This window comes from Streptomyces canus 299MFChir4.1, from assembly GCF_000383615.1.
Taxonomy (GTDB): domain Bacteria; phylum Actinomycetota; class Actinomycetes; order Streptomycetales; family Streptomycetaceae; genus Streptomyces; species Streptomyces canus_C.
On sequence record NZ_KB911593.1, the window covers coordinates 148,659 to 168,425 of the forward strand.

The following is a 19,767-nucleotide window of genomic DNA, read 5'->3' on the forward strand; positions in this document are numbered from 1 at the left end:
TGGGAAGTGCAACGGAAGTACAACAGCAGGTCATTTCGAGGCCGTTCACGACGGCCGACGCTGTGGGCATGGACGACGATCTCATCACCGAACGCCGCCCCGTCGCCTTCCCTCAGGTCTTCGGCTACCTACGCCACGTCACCGGCGGGCTGCCCCGCCACGCGGCGCTCGTCGACTGCCTCACCGAGTACTGCGACCGGCACGAACTGGCCCTGTGCGGCGTCTTCACCGAACGCGACTCCACGGTGATCATCCGCTCCCCCGCCTTCGTCGGTCTGCTCGACGTGCTCGAACTCCCCGATGCCTACGGTGCCGTGGTTCCGGCTCTCAGCCACCTCGGCCCGAAGGACCTCGGCACCGAGCGCAAGCGGCAGATAACAGCAATTGGCGCTCGTCTGATCGTGGTCCGCCCCCTCACGCCGACCACGGGATCCCCCTCTTCGCTCGGCGCGAGCCACAGCTTCCGGCCGCAGGGAGACGCGTGATGTCCGTGCGTGACGCGTTGCGAAGCGCGCCCATGGTGAACGACGTGCCGGGGCTGCGGCTGCTGAAGGTCGGCGATGGCTGGGACGTCGTGCGCACCTCCGCCGAGATCGGCCTCCTGGCCCTGGCCTACCTGCGCTGCATCGGTACGTCCGTGGGCCCCGTGCTCTACGACAGGCCCAACGGGCGTCTCTACTACGCCGTCCCGACCGGCTCCGCAGCCAGTTGGGTCGATCTGCCGGTACGGCACCTCTCCACCAACTCCTGGCTCGTGGCCCCCGGCCTGGAGTTGCTCGACGACTGGTTCGGCGGATGGTGCGAACTACCCGACGACGACACCCTCACCGACACGGACGCCCTCCGCGCTGCTCTCCAGCACCCCTACGTCGCCACAGCTCTGGAGGCGGTTCGATGACCAGCCGCACGATCATGTGCCACCAGGAGTGGACCCTCCAGCCCGACCGGGAGCCCGACGCCGAGCCCACCACGTACGCCATGCAGTGCGCGGTCTGTGGCGAGACCTCGCCGCCCGGCACCGACTTCGCCGATCCGCAGAGCTGGGTGTTCACGCACGGTGGCCGCAATCCCTCGCACCATACGTACCGGGAGATCATCACCCGCCCGTGGAGGGCCTGGTGGAAGCCGTGAACGGCCGTGTCGCCGCCCGGGCCGGCCGGGACGCCTGGGCCGCCCGCTACACCGGACCACTGCTGATCGTGCTCGTGTCCGCTGCGTGCGGCTTCGTGATCGGCGTGGTCGCCTCGACCGCACGGATCGCGCCATGACCCGCGCTTGGCAAAGGGATCCACTGGCCGAGCTGGCGGCCAGCCTGATCACCGCCTACCACCAGGTCCGACCAACCCCTCCTACCCAACCCGTGGAGGTCCCATGACCGAGACGAACACCAGCGCCGAGAGGCTGACGACCAAAACAGCTCCGCGGCTCGTGGCCAGCCCGTTTCTCGCCCAGTACCTCCTTGTCCAGCCCGGGCTGGCGGCCGGCGTGCGCATCCCGGAGGTCCGCTACGAGGAGCTGCGGGCTGCGGGGGCGGAAGGACGATCCGTCCCGGACTGGCTGGCCGACGCGGCGAGGGAGGCGTGGGGAACCGAACTGCCCTCGTCGCCAGTCAGCGACGTCGTCCTCGTCCGAGAGCGGTCCCGGTACGGGTATGGCAAGGCGTCGTGGGAGATCAACCTCGGCTGCGACTACGACTGCGAGTTCTGCTACCTCGGCGAGAAGCGGTTCGAGGGCCTTGACTGGGCGGGCAAGCAGACGCTGCTCCGGACACTGAGGGACGCCGGGGTCCTGTGGTTGCAGATCACCGGCGGCGAAGCACTGATCGACCGCGAGTTCGGCGCCGCGTACGAGTACGCCCACCAGCTCGGGATGATGGTCCAGGTCTCGTCGAACGGCTCCAGCTTGCGGAAGCAGCCGATCCGGGATCTGTTCGCCCGCCACCGGCCGTACCGGCTGACCCTGAGCGTGTACGGCGCGACCGCCGAAACGTACGACAAGGTCACGCGGAACCGCGGGGCGTTCAGCCGGTTCCTGAAGGGCTTGGACGCCGCCCGCGAGGACAGGCTGCCGGTCCGCCTGAACGTGATCGTCTCGGACGGCAACGCGCACGAGACCGACGCGATGGTACGCCTCGCCCAGTCGTACGGCTTCCCGCACCAGGTCTTCACGAACATGTCGCCCACGATCGACGGCGAGGCTAACCCGCTGGCGACGCAGGCACTGGGGCATCTCAAGGCCCGAAGCATCTTCACCGGCTGCAACGCCGGCCACACGTTCTTCCACGTCAACCCGCACGGCATCGCGTCGATCTGCAAGGTCGGCCGCGACCCCAGCGTCAACCTCATCACCGAGGGCGTCGAAGCCCTCCCCCGACTCGGCGTGATCGCCGAGTCCCTGCAGCTCCGCACCGGTGGATGCTCCGGCTGTACGAAGGTCGGCACGTGCCGCACGTGTCGACCGCTGGCCAAGCTCTACCAGGAGGCGGGGGACCGACGAGAGCTCTACTGCCAGCATGGAGGCTACGGATCATGACGCCGCCCACCGCAACCCTGACCTCGCCCAGCGAGCCGGTGCTGCTCACCATTGGCCGCCGCCCGGCGGACGGCCCGACCGGTGTTTTGCCGGTGCCGCTGACCACCGCGTTGATCAAGGACGACGAGTTCCAGATCGTCGCCGACCTGGACGAGGCCGCCGAGGGCGCCGAGTGCAGCTGCTCGGCCGGTGACGACCAGCCCTACTAGATCGACCACGGGTGGCGCCCGTACCGCCCTCCTGTTCCACCCCGTGAGTGTCGCCCCAGCAGTACGCTGGACGGGGCGGCACTCCCCCGTGCCCGAGCACCCCCTGAGGAACCGCGCGTGTCCATGTCTCGCATCCCCTTCGAGCAGCTCCCCGCTGGCATCCGCCAGGCCATCGCCGACAAAACCGGCGCCGTCCACCAGACGGCCACCGCGCAGGGCGGCATGAACTCCGGCATCGCCTCCGTCCTGGAGACCGAAAGCGGCAGGGTCTTCGTGAAGGGCATCCCGACCGACCACCCCCAGGTCGGTGCACAGCGCCGCGAGGCGGCGATCGCCCCGCATCTTCCGGCGTCCTGCCCACGCCTGTACTGGCACCTGGAGTTCGATGGCTGGAGCATTCTCGGTTACGAGGTGGTCGACGGCCGCCACGCCGACTACGCGCCCGGCTCACCCGACCTGCCGCTCGTGGAAGCCGCGCTCACCGAACTACAAGCAGTCACGGCCCCGGCCGACGTCGAGATCAAGGACGCTGTCGACCGGTGGGCGGACTACGCCCCGCCGGGCTCCCTGCACTATTTCGAGGGCAACGCTCTCCTGCACACCGATTTCGCCCCGGACAACGTTCTGATCACCGGTGACCGTGCGCGACTCATCGACTGGGCCTGGCCGACCCGAGGGGCGGCCTGGATCGACCCCGGCGCCCTTCTCCTCCAGCTCATGGACGCCGGGCACTCCGTGGAGGAGGCGCTCACCTTCGCTAGTCGGTTTCCGTCCTGGCGGGACGCAAAGGTCGAAGCACTCGCAGCGTTCAGCTCGGCCACGGCGGCACTGTGGCAGGAGATTGCTGAAGTAGACCCGGCGCCCTGGAAGTTGCGGATGGCGGAGCAGGCGACGACGCTCGCGTCATCCGGGGCAGTATGCCGTAGACGCTAGGTGCTGGTAACGGGGGCGATTCAGGCGGACGCGCCAAGCCACGACGCGGGTATCGTGCACGCGGCATCAGCCGTTGTTACTCCGCGCTTCTCCGCCCACGTTGGATCGGGCACCCACGGTTCAAGTGCCTGCCGTTGTTCCCCCACCCGGACGGCGACGAGCGACAGAGGCAGGCGTTGGTCGTTGCGCGGAGGCATTGGGATTGCGACCACGAGCTCGGTCTGTCGACGCACGTGGAGAAGGAGGAACAGGAGGCGCTGCCGCCGTTGCCGCGAGATCGTTCAGCGTGGCGTTCACCACCGGCCAGCACATATCGAGCGTGTCGCGGTTCGGTACATGTCCGGTCCGTTTCTCCGCCAGGGGATGGACGAGATTCCTGTAGTGCCGGACAAGCTCCGAGGCCAGCTTGGCGTCGTGCTCGATCCATTTGTTCTTGTAGGCGAACTCCACGAAGTCGTTCAGCCCCATATTCCCCAACGGCTTGGGCATGCGTACGCCCGCGGCGCGGACCTGCGCGGCATGCGCGAGTACGCCCTCCAAGAGGCTGCCCAGCATGATGACCGCCGACGTGTAGGCGCCGTGCTCGTAGCAGGTGCGTGCCTCGTCCAGCCGGAGTTGCACGGTGGCGGCGAGTTCCGGGTCGCTCACGACCTCTGTCACGGAGACCTTCAGCTCAACACGCGGCAGCTGTCGTACTTCGTCCTCGAATCCTGCTTCGCAACGGACGAGGACCAGTTGGCCTCCCTCCTCGCCGATGCGTCGTCCGTCGAGCACGAGTATCTCGTTGAGCCGCTTCAGCGTGGCCTGGTACTCCTGCTGCTGGTTGTAGTACTCAAGGCGGTTCGCCAGGCGCAGGATGGCGCGCTCGGTCTCGTCCGTGCCGTCCTCCTGACGCTCCCTGAGGAGGTCCTTGGCCCACTTATGCCTCGGTGTGCCGGCATACTCCGGAACGTCGTCCCAGCCCGCGCGCTGGAAGAACTCGGCTATCTGGTACCCCTTCCGGTAGAGCAGCGGCGGCTCGTCCCCGCAGATCAGGTGGGCGATCTCGGTCAGTGTGCTGTCGTCGAAGATTTCGGTCACTTCAGGCTCCTTCGAGAGGCACAGACGCATCCTCATCGGGCATCGCGTCGAGTTCGTCGGTGGTGGGGTCGGCCTCGTCTACCTCGACCGGGGCCCAGCTGCTTCCCGCATCGCCCTGGACCTCCTCGGTGACTCCGGGCCGGATGCCGAGAGCGTCGAGACGGTTCCACAGCGGGGTCAGCGAATCCTCCGGGGACAGGGCGAACTCGCTGCTGCGTATGCGCCAGAACTGCCAGCCGGCCCGGCGTAGTTCGCGCTCCCGCTCGTAGTCCTCGCGGATCTGGTCAGGGTCGGAGTGATACGGACTGCCGTCGCACTCCACGGCGAGGCGGCCCGTCTCTCCGACGACGACGAGGTCGATGCGTTTGCCGCTGACCTTCCACTGGGGTACGACGTGGTAGCCGCGTTCCTTGATCCTGCGGAAGACCCGCTGCTCGAAGAGGGACTCGAACGGATCGCACGGCTCGTCGGGTGAGACGGCGGACAGGCCGGGAGAGGTGCCCTGGAGTTCCGGCGGCGCCTGCATGTAGGTGAGCAGGGAGTGGCGCAGGTCCCTGCTGTTCAGCTGATCCGGTGTGACGGAGGTGAACAGCCACATCTGGTCGCGGGCCCGGCTGGCGGCCACGTTGAACCGCCTTCCGTCACCTGGGCCGTTCACGAGCCGTATATTGTCGGCGTCGACGACCAACGAGAGCAGGATGACGTCCCGTTCGTCTCCCTGGAACTGTTCGGCCGTGCCGACACGAATGTTGTGCCGGTCCCGGATCGGGGAGTCGATCCGCGTGTCGATGAGGTCCTCCAACAGCCTTGTCTGGAGTCCGGAACGGAGCACTATGACTCCGAAACTCCGTTTCGCGTACGCCTCGTCCTCCGCGAGTTCCAGCAGCTTGGCGACGATGCGTTCGGCCTCGGGCCGGTTGACCAGAGTCTCTCGCCGTCCCTCGCAGTGGCCTTCCTGGACATGGACGACTTCGAGGGGCCGCAGCCGGTCCGCTCCGTACTGGCGCAGCGGCACGAGTTCGTTGTCGGGATAGAACAGGGCGGAGGACCACTTGATGATCTCCGGCATGCACCGGAAGTGCTCGGTGAGCCGGATCGTCTCGCTGAAGCGCGCCGACAGCAGGTCGTAGAGGTTGGACTTGGGGCTGAGCCCGTCCCGCTGCCAGTCGGTGAGATGCGGCAGGAGCGAGTCGAGGAGTTCGTTGAGCCGCTCGTGCTTGCCGCCCGTGTAGAACGGGACACACTGCTTGTCGTCACCCACGACGATGATCCTCGGAGCGAGCCACAGCAGCATCAGCCCGTCCAGTCCGACCTGGCTCGCCTCGTCCACGATGACGACGTCGAAGGCGTCCGGCTCGGGATCGATCATCTCGGCCACCTGCTTGATCGGCATGACCCATGCCGGGACCGCGGCACGCGCGTCACGCATCGCGGAGCGGGCGGCCTTCAGGTGCCTCTTGCCGAGTGCCGTCATTCCCCTGCCAGCGTTCGCCGTGGCCGACGCGTAGGCGCTCAATGCCTGTTTCTGTCCGGCCGTCATCCGGTCCAGGCAGTGGTACAGCGCCCGGTCGGCCGCCAGTTGGGTCACGGTCCTCCGCAACTGCGCCTCGGCTGCTTGCAGTTCTCCTTCCAGCTTGGCTTCCCTGCCAGGTGCCAGCATCGTGTCCTGGAAAGTGCGCGCCCGCTGCCAGGCCCAGGCTCCGTTCAGGTCCATGAGGCGGATCTCCCAAGCCGTCTCGGCCGGGGACTCGGCGAAACGCCGGGCCAGTTCGGGATGGTCCTCGGACAGCCGGTCCAGGAGTTTGCGGGCCTGCCGGCGATCGGCCTCCCGGTGGAACGCCTCGGTCAGCGCGTCGATCGCGGACGTGTACGCCCGCGGATCACGGGCGGTGACGGCCCGGTGCACCTCCGCCAGTTCGGCCACTCCGCGGGCATCGGGCCGCGGCAGCTGCTCGGCGATGGAACGCAGCCTCTCCTCCGCCGCACGGGCGCGGAGCAGTTGTTCCGCACCGTTCGCCGACGTACGGACGTCGTCCCACTGCTGTGCCGTGCGTACGGTGGCCTTGATCCGGGCCTTGAGCAGGACATCGTGCAGCTCACGCACGGAGTAGGTGAACCCGTCGACCGCGCGGAGGGTCGGCACCCGGTCCAGCAGCTGCGACAGAGCCACATCCGTGGAGCCCTCGGCACCAGGCACGCCGACGCTCTGCCAGCGCTCGTTCAGCTGCCGGACGCACTGGCGAGCCGCCAGATGGGCCACCAGAGCGGAGATCTCCTCCGGCGTGCTGGACTGCCGCCCGTCCACCCGGCAGTCCCGCAAAAGGACTTCGGCTTCCTTCTGCACCGGCTTCGGAGCCAGCTTGCGCAGCTTTCCGCCGCCGCGCAGGTACTGTTCGAGGTCCTTGCCAGCGGCGATCAGACGCGCTTCCTCGGCAAGTGCCACATCGGGTACGTCAAGCACGGCGAAGGACAGGTGCTGAAGCACGCTCTGCACCTCTGCGGCACGGGCGGACGACTGGCGTACTCCCTCCCACAACTGCTGTCGCCGGCCTGCCATCCCGTCCTGCAAGGCGGTCGTGGTCCACTCCTCGGGCGGCCAGGCGGCCGGGTCCCCCGGCAGACCCTCGCTCTGCAGCGCGTGTTCCGCCGCGTCCAGCAGTTCGACCAGCGCCGTGATCAACTCGCTTCCTTGATCGGCGAGTTCGAGGGCGAGCGGGTCGGACGACGGTCCGGTACAGGCGCGCAGAGCGGCGTCCAAGGCGTTGACCGCCTCTTCGAACAACACGGGGGCGATGAAGTCCGCAGGGTCCGGGCAACGGGCGGCATACTCGTCCAGCACTCCGGCTCCGTGCCGGGACACCAGACCCAGCAGGCGCTGTGCCTCGTCCTGGCTCAGCGAAGGTTCTCGGGGTGCCGAGGCGGGCAGGGCGGGCATCCAGTCGTACTTCGGTGCACCGGCAGTGACGGTCTCCACGATCTCCGCGAGCCGCCCCCGGTAACCCGGTGCCACGTCGGGGTGTTCGTACCACTCCGCCTCACGAACAGCGCGGAGTTCGTCACGGAGCCGTGCGCGGGTGTCCGACAGTTCCGAGCGCAGCGCCTCATGGCTCTTGATCCTCGCGTCGAGACGCTCCTTCGACTGGGTGGCACTGAGCTGGGAGAGCGCGCGCACGGATTGTTCCAGGTCGTCGCTGCCGTCCTGGCGCCGGTCGCCCTGGAGGACACAAAGGCTGCGCAGTTCGGCCGGCAGTTGCTGCCGGAGGACCTTTAGCGCCTGGCCCTTCTCGCTCGTCACGAGCACCCGCTTGCCGTCTGCCAGCAAGGCACACACCAGGTTGGCGATGGTGTGCGTCTTTCCGGTGCCGGGCGGTCCCTGGACGACGACGCCCGTATCGGTCTGAAGGCGCCTCAGTACATCCCGCTGGGCTTCGTTCGACAGCAGCGGGAACAGCGGGTCGGGGCCGAGCGCGGGCGCAACGTCACGACCCCCCGCCGTACCCCACAGCCTGCGGTCCTCCGCTTCCAGCTGGTACAGCAACTGGGCCAGACCCAGGGGAGCGACGGCACCGGGCTGGGCGAGGCGGTTCGCAATGCCGTCGTAGAAGTTTACGAGGGCGCCCTGGCCCCGCTGGCGGAGAATGATCGCCGGCGAGAACCCGAGCGTGGGCACCGGCAGCATCGGGTCGGCGGACGGGCGGCCCCAGCCACGGTGGAACGCCGCCGCGCGATCGGTGCCGAACGCCCTCTCCGACCAGTCGGCGAGCATGTCCTGGCAGTCACGGGACAGCGGATGGAATCCGTCCGCGTCGACACGGCCCCGCAGCGGGCTCAGCAGACGGGTGCTGTAGCCCTCGTCCGCGCCGAGGAACTCGCCGTCTTCCAGCCGCGCGGGGTCTCCGGGTGCGAGTGCGACGGTGATGGACATGTCCGCCGAATTCACGGTGAGAACCAGCGGCGCCGTCAGAATGTGCCGGGCGATACGCGCGGACGGACGTGCGGCCCCGATGGTCAGGAATCCGGCTCCCAGTACCGCCTCGTATTCCTCGCCGTCCTGCTGAATCCTGGTCGCCATTCGGTACAGCTGCTGATGGAGTTCCCGGTACGGCCGGTCGGCACGCTCTTTTTCCGACCACTTGCGCCACGCGTCGAGCCATCGCCCGTAGGCGCGCAGCACGTCGTGCGCGTCCTCCCGGCGGATCTCGAAGACCTCGAACAGGTCTCCGTTCTCGTCCTCCTGCCAGCCCTGGCCCGGTCCCGACTCGGCCAGCGGCGGGGCTTCTGGCGTCGCGGTGGCGGCGGCCTCAGGGTCGACCCACCCCGCCAGCACCTCGGGCAGGACAGGAGCCGGGCGCGGCGGGCGGTGGGCCACCTTGAGCAGCGTCCGGTCGCTGTCGGGGCGTTGCCGGAGCTTGTCGTCCGGCAGCCCGGAGAGCCAGAGAACCTCCGGATATTTCTGCCAGTCCCGCACCGGCTTGTACGACCCGCGAACAATTTCGCGCATGTATTCGATGAGTTGGCGCGTTCGGTGGACCGACTCCGGATCATTCGCACGGAGTGCAGAGTCAAGAGGCATCTATCCCCCCAGATCATGGCTCGACAGAAAGCCTTCCAGGATGCGGGAGAGAAGCGGCGCCCTCAACAGGGACCGGCGGGTAATGACGCGAACAGGCCACATTCCGCGAAAGTTGGCTGTAACCCGGCCAACCGTCAAGAGCGAATCCACGTACGGCGATCACGTGCCGCCTCGTACACCGCCTCGACCTTGTCCGGTCGCCAGTCGGTCTTGAGGTGCTTGAGCGCAGCTATGTCGCGCTCCTGAAGGACACGCACGTCCCGGAGCGACGGCACGACCTGAAGCCGAGCCACCGCGACGAAGGCGAGCACCGGCTGAACCTCGACGTGAAAGCCGCACGCAGTCGTCAGCGCGGCAGCGGCCCGTCGCGCCTCGGCTCGGCTCTTTCGCACGTAGGGGTACGACCGGCCGCCTATGCGGACAGCATCGTCGCCCACCCAGACGCGCGCTCCACAATGGCGCTTGGTGTTGAAACAGAAGGCTCCGCCCGGACCGATCAGGACGTGGTCGATGTCGACGTCACCGCCCAGGGGTATGGAATGCAGCGCTCGCCAGTCTCCCCGCCGCGCCAGCCGCTCCAGCTCCGTTCCCACCCGGCGCTCGCCCGCCAGTCCCGCGCGCCAGCTGTCCACCTCCAGACGCCGACCGGACAGCCTGGCCAACGCCCACCGCCAGAAGCCGGGCGTTAGCTCGTCCACCTTCATCTGCAGCGCGTCTCCCGGGCTGTTCCCGGCAAGGTCATCTTCAGAACGCAGCACCTTGTGCGCTACCGGCGAAGAAGAAGCAGTGACATAGAGCGCAAGGACATCAAGTACCGCGTCCCGCTGTTCCTCAACCAGAAGCTCCAGATACCCCGTGCGGCGGTCGAACCACGCGACCTTCTCGCCGTCCGACTGATTCACATAGAGACGGTCATGTCCGTAACGCTTCCATACGGAGACCTGTAAGCCGCTCACGCGCCCCCCGTTTCGCATCCCATCAAAGGCCAATGACCATGTGACCAGGATCAGAAACAGCGAGCAAGACAGCCTCACGTCTACGCCGAAGCAGTCTGGTGGCCGAGATCGGGTGCTTCATAGCCGGTTCAGCAGACAGGGCGAGGGCACATCCAGGGCACATGAGCCTGGGAAGCGGCGTTGACCTGTGAGAACTACCGAGAGGAGTTTTCCCAGGTCAACGCACATTCCCTTACGAAATCGCAGGTCAGCGCCCTCCCGTCACCAATCGCTGCACGAGTGGCAGGACTTCAGCCATCGGTTGCATGAGGCGGGGCATCAGCCTTATTGCCTGGTGTGGCCCTGAGCTCGGATTCCCTCTCTCGGGCGGGGCTTCGGGTCCTGCGATCACCTGGTCGGCCCCACATGCGCCCGGTCCCCGCGGCTTCTACCGTGGATGAGTGAACGGCCGACGCATGACGCGTTCCGGTGCTCAACGGGACGGCGCGTGTCGGCCCGCACGGCACCGAAAGGCGGACCGACATGGCCACACGGTCAGAAACCCCTGTACTCGACACACTCGCCGCCATGACCGTCGACTCGATCGAGCGGTGCGGCCTGGACGAGAAGACGTTCATCCTCATCCGCCTGGCCGCCCTCGCGGCCATGGACGCACCGGCGATCTCCTACCTCGCTCATGTCGACCCTGCCGTCAAGGCCGACCTGACCGCCGAGCAACTGCAGGACGTTCTCGTCGCCATCGCCCCGGTCGTCGGCACGGCGCGCGTCATGTCGGCCGCGACGCACATCACCGAGGCGCTCGGCATCACCATCGCCCTGGCGGAGGCCGAGGCCGAGGCGATGGCGATGGCGGAAGCCCAGAGCCGGAGCAAGGCCTGAGCGGAGTCTCCCGGCTCTGTGCCGGGCTGGGCCGGTACCCGTTCTCGTCACCGGTCTGAGCCCGGCGCCCGGCGGGGTCCCGCGGCCGGTACGGGCGTGCGGGGGAGGAAGGCCGCCGCGGTCAGGCCGCCGAGGCCGGCCACGGCGAGGACGGCCATGGCGGCCGCGTAAGCGTTCTTCGACAGGCCGGCGACGAGGATGGTGCCGGCGATGGCGGTGCCGAAGGACGAGCCGAGGTTGGAGACGCTGCGGGAGAGGCCGGAGATCTCTCCCTGGCGCTGCTCGGGGAAGGCGGACTGGACGACGTTGACCGAGGGGGTCAGCATCACGCCGAGGCCGAGACCGATCAGCAGCAGGCCCGGGGCGAACGCCCAGGGTCCGGAGGAGCCGGCGACAAGGGCGAGCAGGACGCCGATCCCGGCGATGGCGAGCGCGAACCCGGCCATGATCAGGGCACGCTGCGTCCAGCGTCTCGCCAGGCGCTCGGCGGTGAGCGAGGAGGCGAGCAGGCCGAGGGTGGCCGCGGTGAAGATCACCCCTGTCTGCACGGCGTCGTAGCCGCGGACGACCTGCAAGAACGCGGCGACGGTGAACGAGGTGCCCATGAGCAGCAGCCACTGGGCGTTCTGGGTGATCAGGCCGAGGTTGGACGTGCGGTCGCGGAACAGGCTGGTCGACAGCAGCGGCTCGCGTCCGGCCCTCTCCTCCGTGCGCGCCCGCCGCAGGAACCAGACCAGGACGAGTGCCCCGGCCGCCAGCAGCGCGGCCATCAGCCACAGGTTGTTGTCGGCGGCGAGGATGCCCGAGACGATCAGGACGAGACCGGCCGCGGAGAGCACGGCGCCGGGGCTGTCGAAGTGCCGGCCCCGGTCGGGCGGCAGCGGGTCGTCGAGCGAGAGGCTCAGGACGACGATCAGCACGATCACCAGGGCCTGGAAGACGAACGCCGCACGCCAGCTGATCGCCGAGGTGATCAGGCCGCCGATGAGCGGACCCGCCGCCGCACCGACACCGCCGGCGGCCATGACGATGCCGAAGGCGCGGGCGCGCGAGGTGAGGTCGGAGAAGAGCAGCGTGGTGAGGATGTAGACCGGCGGGATCAGCAGGGCCGTCCCGACGCCTTCGAGGATCGAGTTGCCGAGGATGAGCACGCCGAGCCCGGGCGACAGCGCACTGAGCACCGCGCCGATCCCGTACACGACGAGGCCGGTCAGGAAGCAGCGCTTGCGGCCGAGGATGTCGGTCAGCTTGCCGCCGGGGATCATCAGCGCGGCCATGACCAGCAGGAAGATCGTGATGGCGACCTGGACGCCCTGGACGGTCGTGTCGAGGTCATGGCTGATGTCGTTGATCATCACGTTCATGTTCGACCCGGCGAAGCTGCAGATGAACTGCGCCAGGGCGAGCGGGGCCAGGACCCGTCGGCCGGAACCGGCCCGCGGCCGCGTGCGGGGGCCGGCCGGGGGGCTCTGACCGGTCATGGTCCCTCCGTGCCTCGGGTCACGTCATGTCGTCGGCGGTCGGCGGGCCGCGTCGTCTGCCGGTCGAGCTCCTCGTCGAGCGCGATCGCCGCGTCGATGAGGGCCAGGTGCGTGAACGCCTGGGGGAAGTTACCGAGTTGCTCGCCGGACGGCCCGATCTCCTCGGCGAAGAGACCGACGTGGTTGGCGTAGGTGAGCATCTTGTCGAAGGCGTAGCGAGCCTGGTGGACGCGGCCGGACTTGGCGAGGGCCTGGACGTAGAGGAAGCTGCACAGGTTGAAGGTGCCCTCGGAGCCCCGCAGCCCGTCGGGGGAGGCGGCCGGGTCGTAGCGGTAGACGAGGCTGTCGCTGACGAGTTCCGCGTCCATGGCGTCGAGCGTGGTCAGCCAGTCGGGGTCGTTCGGGGCGAGAAACCCGACGCGGGGCATGAGCAGCAGGGAGGCGTCGAGGACGTCCGTGTCGTAGTGCTGGACGAACGCGCGGCGCTTCGGGCTCCAGCCGCGGTCCACGACCTGGCGGAAGACGGCGTCGCGGGCGGCGACCCAGCGGCCGAGGTCGGCGGGACGGGAGTGCGCTGTGGCGACCTTGACGCCACGGTCGAAGGCCACCCAGGTCATGACGCGGCTGTAGGTGAAGTCCTGGCGGCCGCCGCGGGTCTCCCAGATGCCCTCGTCGGGACGGTCCCAGTGCTCGACCAGCCAGTCCAGGAGGTCGGCGAAGACCTTCCAGCCGCGGATATCGCCGATCTCCTCGGCCTGGGCGAGGGCATAGGCGGCCTCGCCGTAGATGTCGAGCTGGATCTGGCCGGCGGCCTCGTTTCCGGCCCTGACCGGTGCGGAGCGGCGGTATCCCTCCAGATGGTCGAGGACCTCTTCCGTCAGACGGGGTTCGCCGTCGACGCGGTACATGATTTGGAGCGGTTCGCCGGAGGCGGTGGCGCCGGCGTCGAGGCGTGCGCGCAGCCAGCGGCGGAAGGCGGCCGCCTCGTCGGTGAAGCCGAGGTCGATCAGCGCACGGACGGAGAGCGAGGCGTCGCGTACCCAGGTGTAGCGGTAGTCCCAGTTGCGTTCGCCGCCGATCTGCTCGGGCAGACCCATCGTGGCGGCGGCGATCGGGGCCCCGGTGGGGGCGTAGGTGAGCAGTTTGAGGGTGATCGCGGAGCGTACGACCATCTCGTGCCAGCGGCCCCGGTAGCGGCAGGAGCGCAGCCAGTTCAGCCAGAAGGTCCGGCAGTCGTCGAAGGACCTCGCGATCGCCTCGACATCGGGGATCGGGCCGCCCGGGCGTCCGCTGCGGGCGCCGCCGCTCTCGCTGGTGAGAACGATCGCGGCCACTTCGCCGGCGTGCAGGGTGAAGCGGGCGGTGACGTCGCTGCCGTCCGGGTGGAGGGCGGCCGGGGCGGTGGCCTGCACATGCAGGTCCGTGCCGGGGCCATGGAAGACGACGGACCCGTCGTCGAGGTGGTCCAGGGAGTGCCCGGCCCGGCCGTAGTCGAAGCGCGGCCGGCAGATCAGCTCGAACGGCAGACTCCCGCGCACCACGCGGGCCACCCGGACCAGGCGGTGCGAGGCGGACGGGGTCGTCGACGGGTCCGGCTCCATGAAGTCGACGACCTCGCCGACGCCGTCCTGGGCCATGTAGCGGGTCACCAGGACAGCGGTGTCCGGCATGTAGAGCTGGCGGACGGTGGCCTCGTCGCCGATGTCGGCGGCCAGTCGGCAGTGGCCGCCGCGGTCGCTGTCGAGCAGGGAGGCGAACAGGCTGGGAGAGTCGAACCTCGGGGTGCACCACCAGTCGACCGTGCCGTCGGCGGCGATCAGTGCCGCGGTCTGCAGGTCGCCGACGAGCCCGTGGTCGGCGATCGGAGGGTAGGCGTCCATGGCTTCTCCTCGTGGTGCGGGACACCCACGTGTCCACCGCGGTTCGACCCGATGCCGCGGACGCGGAAGGCCGGGCGGGCCCGGGAGGGCGGGCGAACCTGGAGAAGTGCCCCGCCCGGACGGGCGACGTCGTTCCATCCTCCGTCCGGCGTAACGGTGCCGCATCCCCGGCGGGGCAGGTCACCTGTACCGGGTGAGGCCCGCCCCGACGTCGGGACGGAGGATCGCAGGGTAGGACGCCGTCCGCCCGTCCCAGGGAGCCCAGGGGAGGACAGCTCGTGCGCTACGAGATCCGCGTCGAGGGACACCTGTCGGAAACGCTGGCCAAAGCCTTCCCGGAGCTGGGCCATGTCGTGATGTCCGGCCAGACGGTCCTGTTCGGCCCGGTCATGGACGAGGCGCACCTGTACGGGCTGCTGGCACGCTGCCGGTCCCTGGGGTTGCGGGTCCTGGAGATGCGGCAGGTGCCGGAGTGACGGGTGATCTGGTGCTGTCCCGGCTCTCGGCAAACCTCTGCCGGGTGCGCTGCCTGGTGCCGCACGCTCACCCGCATCGGGTGAGGCCGCCCGGCCCCGGCCGCGGCCACGCTGAGGACACCACGCACCGGCAGCCGGGCCGACGCCCGGGACGGAGGAAGACATGAGCGCATCCACGTACCTCGCGTACGACTATCCCCTGCTGAGCGTCTTCTGGAGCATGCTCCTGTTCTTCCTGTGGATCATGTGGTTCGTCCTGCTCTTCCGGGTCGTCGTCGACATCTTCCGGGACGACGCCATGAGCGGCTGGGCCAAGGCCGGCTGGCTGGTGTTCACGATCGTCCTGCCCTTCCTGGGCGTCTTCGTCTACGTGATCGCCCGCGGCAAGAACATGGGCCGCAGGGAGGCGCGGCAGGCACGCGCGCAGCAGGAGGAGTTCAACGCCTACATCCGGGAGACCGCGGCCGGCGGCCGGTCCAGCAGCGTCGACGAGCTCGCCAAGCTGTCCGAGATCCGCGCCCGCGGCGACATCACGGACGAGGAGTTCCGCAGGGCCAAGGACCTGGTCCTGACCGGCCACGGCCCGGCGGAGCACTCGGGCCCCGCCTCCGCCCCCGCCCACCGCTGAGCATCCGGACCACACGAAACGAGGCGCAAGATGACCACCACACACACCCGTCCGGAACACACGGCGAAGCAGGAATGGGCAACCGGCCTCACCGCCTTCGGCGCCGTGATGCTGTTCCTCGTCGGCCTGCTCGGCATCTTCCGGGGAATCATGGCCATCGCCGAGGACGATGTCTTCCTCACGACGCGCAATTACGTGTTCCAGTTCGACCTGACCGGCTGGGGCTGGGTCCACCTCGCTCTGGGCGCGGTCGCCGTGATCGTCAGCGTCGGGCTGCTCCGGGTCTCGACGTGGGCGCGCGTCGCCGGCGTGGCCATCGCCGCACTCGTCATCATCGCCAACTTCCTCTCCCTGCCGTACTACCCGGTCTGGTCGGTCGTGATGATCACCATGTCGGGCTTCATCATCTGGGCCCTGTGCGTGGTCCGGCGCGGCAACCTCTACGACCTGCCGGAGGAGCCCGCGCCGTCCCAGGAGCACCGGACCTACGAGGGACGCCGCCCCTACGAGAAGCGCCCACCGGTCTGATGCGAGGCGGCGGGAGCACGAGGAGTCCGGGAACGGTGGGTCCAGCCGGCCGGACGGGCAGTGCCGGACGGGCCCGCCTCGCCGTGCTCGCCCTGCTGGGCAGCGTCCTCGTGCCGCTCGTCGCCGCCGGTCTGCGGAGCGTGCTGTGGGCGCTGGCCGGCATCGCCGGTCTGGCGCTCGCCGCCGTCGGGGTGTGGTGGGCCCTGGCGCACACCGGTGCGCTCCGTGCCCTCGGGGCGGCCCTGTCGGTGGTCGCGCCGGTCGCCGTCCTCGTCCTGTACGCCTCGTACGGCATGCTGGGACCGGCCCTGCTGTCCCTGGGCCTGTGGCTGCTGGCCCTGACAGCGGCACGCACGGCCCTGGCCCCCGGCCCCACCGCCGCCTCCCCACCGGCCGTCGTGGAGGCACCCCGTGCCCCCTGGGTCCTGATGAATCCGCGCTCGGGCGGCGGCAAGGTGGATCGTTTCGACCTGGTGAAGAAGGCCCGGGCCGCGGGCTGCCGGGTGGTCCTGCTCGACGCGGGCCGGCACCAGGACGTCACCGAACTGGCCCGGCAGGCCGTCGCCGAGGGCGCCGATCTCCTGGCGGTGGCGGGCGGCGACGGCACCCAGGCGCTGGTGGCCGAGGTGGCGGCGCGCCACGACCTGCCTTTCGTGGTGATTCCCGCCGGTACCCGCAACCACTTCGCCCTCGACCTCGGCCTCGACCGCGACGATCCGGCGGCCGCCCTGGAAGCCCTGACCCACGGGGTCGAACTCCGCGTCGACCTCGGGTACGCGGCGGACCGGGTCTTCGTCAACAACGCCTCGTTCGGCATGTACGCGTCCATCGTCACCGATCCCGCGTACCGGGACGCCAAAGCCCGCACGGCCCTGCGCACCCTGCCCGGCCTCCTCACCGGCGAGGACGCGCCCGGACTCCGGGCGCAGGCCGACGGAACCCGCCTCGACGGACTTCAGGCACTCCTCGTCAGCAACAATCCCTACGGACGTGCCGTGGACGCGGCCAGTCCGGGGCGCAGGGAGCGGCTGGACTCGGGGCTCCTCGGCGTGGTGTGCGTGCGGGTCGGCAACACCGCGCAGGCGGCGCGCCTGGTGGGCGGACCGCGCTCCGGGGGGCTCGTCCGGCTGAACGCCGGGGAAGTCGTCGTCGAAACCGAGACGGGCACCCTCCCGGTCGGCATCGACGGAGAGCATGTCGTGCTGCCGTCACCCGTCGTGTGCCGCAGCGCTCCCGGCGCGCTCCGGGTCCGCGTGCCGCGCCATCGCCCCCATGCACCGCGGGTCAGCGGCGGAGCGGCCGACTGGCCGCGCGTGGCCCGGCTGGCGCTGGGGCGCCGGCCCGTTCCCGGGTGAGGGCGACCCCACCCGGGACAGCCCGGAGCAGCCGCGCTCAGGCCGCCTTGCGGCCCCTTTCCGCGTGCGCCCGGATGACCTCCGCGTACCGATACCCCGTCCCCTTGATCGTCCGCCGCTGCGTCTCGTAGTCGACGTGGACCAGGCCGAAGCGCTTGTCGTAGCCGTAGGCCCACTCGAAGTTGTCCAGCAGGGACCAGGCGAAGTAGCCGGCCAGCGGGGCACCCTTGCGGGCGGCGGACGCGCAGGCGGCCAGGTGGTCGAGCAGGTACTGCTGGCGTTCGGGGTCCTCGACGGTTCCGTCGGGGCGTACGACGTCCGGGTAGGCGGAGCCGTTCTCGGTGACGTAGAGCTTGCGGGCGCCGTACTCGTCGGTGAGGCGCAGCAGGAGGGTCTCGATGCCGTTCGCGTCGATCTCCCAGTCCATGCCGGTACGGGGCACGCCGGGGCGGGCGATCTGGCGGGCCCGGGGTGCCGGGCCGGTGGGGTCATCGGCCACGGTGACCGGCATGTAGTAGTTGAGGCCGAGCCAGTCCAGGGGGGCGGCGATCGTCGTCAGGTCGCCGTCGCGCTCGGGGAGTTCGACCCCGTAGACCTCGCGCATGTCCGCCGGGAATCCGCGGCCGTGGACCGGGTCGAGCCACCAGCGGTTGGTGTGGCCGTCCATGCGGCGGGCGGCGTCGAGATCCTCCGGGCTGTCGGTGGCCGCGTGGACCGTGGAGAGGTTGGTGACGAGGCCGATCTGGGCTGACGCGGACGCGGCGCGGATCGCCTGCGCGGCCAGGCCGTGCCCGAGGAGGAGGTGGTAGGAGGCGCGGACGGCGGCCGTGAGGTCCCTCAGGCCGGGGGCCATGGCGCCTTCCAGGTGGCCGATCCAGGCCGAGCACAGGGGTTCGTTGAGGGTGGTCCAGTGGTGGACCCGGTCCCCCAGCCGCCCGGCCACGACCGAGGCGTACGCGGCGAAGTGCTCGGCGGTCTCGCGCACGGGCCAGCCGCCGCGGTCCTGGAGCACCTGGGGCAGGTCCCAGTGGTAGAGGGTGACGGACGGGGTGATGCCTGCGGCCAGCAGGGCGTCGATCAACTCGTCGTAGAAGTCGAGGCCCTTGGGGTTGACCGGTCCGTCGCCCCCCGGCATCACGCGCGGCCAGGCGATCGACAACCGGTAGGCGTTGGTGCCGAGTCGGCGCATGAGGCCGATGTCCTCGCGCCAGCGGTGGTAGTGGTCGCAGGCGACGTCCCCGGTGTCGCCGCCCGCGACCTTGCCCGGGGTGTGCGAGAAGGTGTCCCAGATCGACGGCGAGCGGCCGTCCTCCGACACGGCTCCCTCGATCTGGTAGGCCGCCGTGGCCGTGCCCCACAGGAAGTCGTGCGGGAGTGCGGCGAGGTCGATGCTCACGGAAGTCCTTTCACAGTCGGTCACTTGACGGCGCCCGCCGTCAGCCCGGCGACGAGATAGCGCTGGAGGAGCAGGAACCCGGCGACCACGGGGACGCTGACGACCAGCGAGGCGGCCATGATCTGGTTCCAGTACACGTTGTTGAGCGTGGAGTAGCCCTGGAGGCCGACGGCGAGGGTGCGGGTGGCGTCGTTGGTCATCACCGACGCGAAGAGCACCTCGCCCCAGGCGGTCATGAAGGCGTAGACGGCGACCGCGACGATCCCCGGGATCGCGGCGGGCACCACGACCCGGAAGAGCGCGCCGAGCGGGCCGCAGCCGTCGACCAGCGCGGCCTCGTCCAGGTCGCGCGGCACCGAGTCGAAGTACCCGATCAGCATCCAGATCGAGAACGGCAGCGAGAAGGTCAGGTACGTCAGGATCAGCCCGCCGCGCGAGCCGAACAGGGCGATGCCGGTGGCGTTGCCGATGTTGACGTAGATCAGGAAGAGGGGCAGCAGGAAGAGGATGCCCGGGAACATCTGGGTGGACAGCACGGTGACCGTGAAGACCCGCTTGCCGTGGAACTCGTAGCGGCTGACGGCGTACGCGGCGAACACGGCGATCACCACCGAGCAGACGGTCGCCGCGCCCGCCACGATCAGCGAGTTCACGAAGTACCGCGCGAGCGGGATCGTGGACCAGATGTCGATGTACGGGCGGATGGTCACCTCGCTGGGCAGCCAGTGGAACTCACCCGTGACGTCGGCGAGCGGCTTCAGCGAGCTGGAGACCATGACGTAGACCGGCAGCAGGACGAAGCCGGTGAGCAGGGTGAGGAAGATCCGCCGGGACCAGAAGAACGAACGCGGCGGAGCCATG

General features: G+C 69.4%; 19 protein-coding genes. 12 read left to right on the forward strand and 7 right to left on the reverse strand.

Annotated elements, in window-relative coordinates; all coding sequences use genetic code 11:
- The first annotated feature begins 68 nt into the window (after positions 1-68).
- From H293_RS0125410 to H293_RS0125440, 7 genes are all read left to right on the forward strand, one after another.
- Entirely contained in the window at positions 69-485 is a 417-nt protein-coding gene (locus H293_RS0125410; RefSeq protein ID WP_051138159.1) for a recombinase family protein, read from the forward strand.
- Positions 485-898 (forward strand): hypothetical protein, encoded by a 414-nt coding sequence (locus H293_RS0125415; RefSeq protein ID WP_020120659.1) that lies wholly within the window; start codon positions 485-487, stop codon positions 896-898. The genes H293_RS0125410 and H293_RS0125415 overlap by 1 nt, the downstream gene beginning before the upstream one ends.
- Positions 895-1,131, forward strand: coding sequence for a DUF7848 domain-containing protein (locus H293_RS0125420; RefSeq protein WP_020120660.1), 237 nt, complete (start codon positions 895-897; stop codon positions 1,129-1,131). The genes H293_RS0125415 and H293_RS0125420 overlap by 4 nt, the downstream gene beginning before the upstream one ends.
- Positions 1,119-1,268, forward strand: a complete 150-nt coding sequence (locus H293_RS58485) for a hypothetical protein (RefSeq protein WP_020120661.1) — start codon at positions 1,119-1,121, stop codon at positions 1,266-1,268. Before H293_RS0125420 ends, H293_RS58485 begins: the two co-directional genes overlap by 13 nt.
- Before the next feature lie 103 nt (positions 1,269-1,371).
- Positions 1,372-2,532: a radical SAM protein gene (locus tag H293_RS0125430; RefSeq protein WP_020120662.1), complete on the forward strand. Its 1,161-nt coding sequence runs from the start codon at positions 1,372-1,374 to the stop codon at positions 2,530-2,532.
- Positions 2,529-2,741, forward strand: coding sequence for a hypothetical protein (locus H293_RS0125435; RefSeq protein ID WP_020120663.1), 213 nt, complete (start codon positions 2,529-2,531; stop codon positions 2,739-2,741). The genes H293_RS0125430 and H293_RS0125435 overlap by 4 nt, the downstream gene beginning before the upstream one ends.
- A gap of 123 nt (positions 2,742-2,864) precedes the next feature.
- On the forward strand, positions 2,865-3,674 hold the full coding sequence (locus tag H293_RS0125440) for a protein kinase family protein (RefSeq protein ID WP_259294536.1): 810 nt from the start codon (positions 2,865-2,867) through the stop codon (positions 3,672-3,674).
- A 120-nt stretch (positions 3,675-3,794) separates the two neighbouring features.
- Here the strand turns inward: H293_RS0125440 and H293_RS0125445 are convergent, their stop codons facing one another.
- The 3 genes from H293_RS0125445 to H293_RS0125455 form a co-directional block, all read right to left on the reverse strand.
- On the reverse strand, positions 3,795-4,754 hold the full coding sequence (locus H293_RS0125445; protein WP_020120665.1) for a hypothetical protein: 960 nt from the start codon (positions 4,752-4,754) through the stop codon (positions 3,795-3,797).
- A gap of 1 nt (position 4,755) precedes the next feature.
- Positions 4,756-9,255 (reverse strand): AAA domain-containing protein, encoded by a 4,500-nt coding sequence (locus tag H293_RS0125450; protein WP_020120666.1) that lies wholly within the window; start codon positions 9,253-9,255, stop codon positions 4,756-4,758.
- Between the two features lie 206 nt (positions 9,256-9,461).
- On the reverse strand, positions 9,462-10,283 hold the full coding sequence (locus H293_RS0125455) for a nuclease-related domain-containing protein (protein ID WP_051138160.1): 822 nt from the start codon (positions 10,281-10,283) through the stop codon (positions 9,462-9,464).
- Positions 10,284-10,805: 522 nt separating this feature from the next.
- Here H293_RS0125455 and H293_RS0125460 point away from each other — a divergent pair.
- Complete coding sequence (locus tag H293_RS0125460; RefSeq protein ID WP_028808189.1) at positions 10,806-11,162, forward strand: carboxymuconolactone decarboxylase family protein; 357 nt, start codon at positions 10,806-10,808, stop codon at positions 11,160-11,162.
- A gap of 47 nt (positions 11,163-11,209) precedes the next feature.
- Here the strand turns inward: H293_RS0125460 and H293_RS0125465 are convergent, their stop codons facing one another.
- Together H293_RS0125465 and H293_RS0125470 are read right to left on the reverse strand one after the other, a co-directional pair.
- On the reverse strand, positions 11,210-12,643 hold the full coding sequence (locus H293_RS0125465) for an MFS transporter (protein WP_020120669.1): 1,434 nt from the start codon (positions 12,641-12,643) through the stop codon (positions 11,210-11,212).
- Positions 12,640-14,523: a glycoside hydrolase family 15 protein gene (locus tag H293_RS0125470; RefSeq protein ID WP_020120670.1), complete on the reverse strand. Its 1,884-nt coding sequence runs from the start codon at positions 14,521-14,523 to the stop codon at positions 12,640-12,642. Before H293_RS0125470 ends, H293_RS0125465 begins: the two co-directional genes overlap by 4 nt.
- Positions 14,524-14,801: 278 nt before the next feature.
- On the opposite strand from H293_RS0125470, the gene H293_RS0125475 reads away from it, so the two are divergent.
- From H293_RS0125475 to H293_RS0125490, 4 genes are all read left to right on the forward strand, one after another.
- Positions 14,802-14,999 carry a hypothetical protein gene (locus H293_RS0125475; RefSeq protein WP_020120671.1) on the forward strand — a complete coding sequence of 66 codons (198 nt, stop codon included), beginning with the start codon at positions 14,802-14,804 and terminating at the stop codon, positions 14,997-14,999.
- 163 nt (positions 15,000-15,162) lie between these two features.
- Complete coding sequence (locus H293_RS0125480) at positions 15,163-15,627, forward strand: SHOCT domain-containing protein (protein ID WP_020120672.1); 465 nt, start codon at positions 15,163-15,165, stop codon at positions 15,625-15,627.
- A gap of 30 nt (positions 15,628-15,657) precedes the next feature.
- Positions 15,658-16,155, forward strand: a complete 498-nt coding sequence (locus H293_RS0125485) for a DUF7144 family membrane protein (RefSeq protein WP_020120673.1) — start codon at positions 15,658-15,660, stop codon at positions 16,153-16,155.
- Positions 16,155-17,510, forward strand: coding sequence for a diacylglycerol/lipid kinase family protein (locus tag H293_RS0125490; protein WP_033415664.1), 1,356 nt, complete (start codon positions 16,155-16,157; stop codon positions 17,508-17,510). The genes H293_RS0125485 and H293_RS0125490 overlap by 1 nt, the downstream gene beginning before the upstream one ends.
- A 37-nt stretch (positions 17,511-17,547) precedes the next feature.
- Here H293_RS0125490 and H293_RS0125495 read toward each other — a convergent pair whose 3' ends face one another.
- Positions 17,548-18,906 carry a GH1 family beta-glucosidase gene (locus H293_RS0125495; protein WP_020120675.1) on the reverse strand — a complete coding sequence of 453 codons (1,359 nt, stop codon included), beginning with the start codon at positions 18,904-18,906 and terminating at the stop codon, positions 17,548-17,550.
- A 20-nt stretch (positions 18,907-18,926) separates the two neighbouring features.
- On the reverse strand, positions 18,927-19,766 hold the full coding sequence (locus tag H293_RS0125500) for a carbohydrate ABC transporter permease (protein ID WP_020120676.1): 840 nt from the start codon (positions 19,764-19,766) through the stop codon (positions 18,927-18,929).
- Between the last annotated feature and the right edge of the window lies 1 nt (position 19,767).

Bases quoted from the DNA above. Each gene is read 5' to 3' on its own strand.
- H293_RS0125410 (WP_051138159.1), top strand. From the start codon at position 69: ATGGACGACGATCTCATCACCGAACGCCGCCCCGTCGCCTTCCCTCAG.
- H293_RS0125415 (WP_020120659.1), top strand. From the start codon at position 485: ATGTCCGTGCGTGACGCGTTGCGAAGCGCGCCCATGGTGAACGACGTG.
- H293_RS0125420 (WP_020120660.1), top strand. From the start codon at position 895: ATGACCAGCCGCACGATCATGTGCCACCAGGAGTGGACCCTCCAGCCC.
- H293_RS0125430 (WP_020120662.1), top strand. From the start codon at position 1,372: ATGACCGAGACGAACACCAGCGCCGAGAGGCTGACGACCAAAACAGCT.
- H293_RS0125435 (WP_020120663.1), top strand. From the start codon at position 2,529: ATGACGCCGCCCACCGCAACCCTGACCTCGCCCAGCGAGCCGGTGCTG.
- H293_RS0125440 (WP_259294536.1), top strand. From the start codon at position 2,865: ATGTCTCGCATCCCCTTCGAGCAGCTCCCCGCTGGCATCCGCCAGGCC.
- H293_RS0125450 (WP_020120666.1), bottom strand. From the start codon at position 9,255: ATGCGCGAAATTGTTCGCGGGTCGTACAAGCCGGTGCGGGACTGGCAG.
- H293_RS0125460 (WP_028808189.1), top strand. From the start codon at position 10,806: ATGGCCACACGGTCAGAAACCCCTGTACTCGACACACTCGCCGCCATG.
- H293_RS0125465 (WP_020120669.1), bottom strand. From the start codon at position 12,643: ATGACCGGTCAGAGCCCCCCGGCCGGCCCCCGCACGCGGCCGCGGGCC.
- H293_RS0125470 (WP_020120670.1), bottom strand. From the start codon at position 14,523: ATGGACGCCTACCCTCCGATCGCCGACCACGGGCTCGTCGGCGACCTG.
- H293_RS0125480 (WP_020120672.1), top strand. From the start codon at position 15,163: ATGAGCGCATCCACGTACCTCGCGTACGACTATCCCCTGCTGAGCGTC.
- H293_RS0125485 (WP_020120673.1), top strand. From the start codon at position 15,658: ATGACCACCACACACACCCGTCCGGAACACACGGCGAAGCAGGAATGG.
- H293_RS0125490 (WP_033415664.1), top strand. From the start codon at position 16,155: ATGCGAGGCGGCGGGAGCACGAGGAGTCCGGGAACGGTGGGTCCAGCC.
- H293_RS0125500 (WP_020120676.1), bottom strand. From the start codon at position 19,766: ATGGCTCCGCCGCGTTCGTTCTTCTGGTCCCGGCGGATCTTCCTCACC.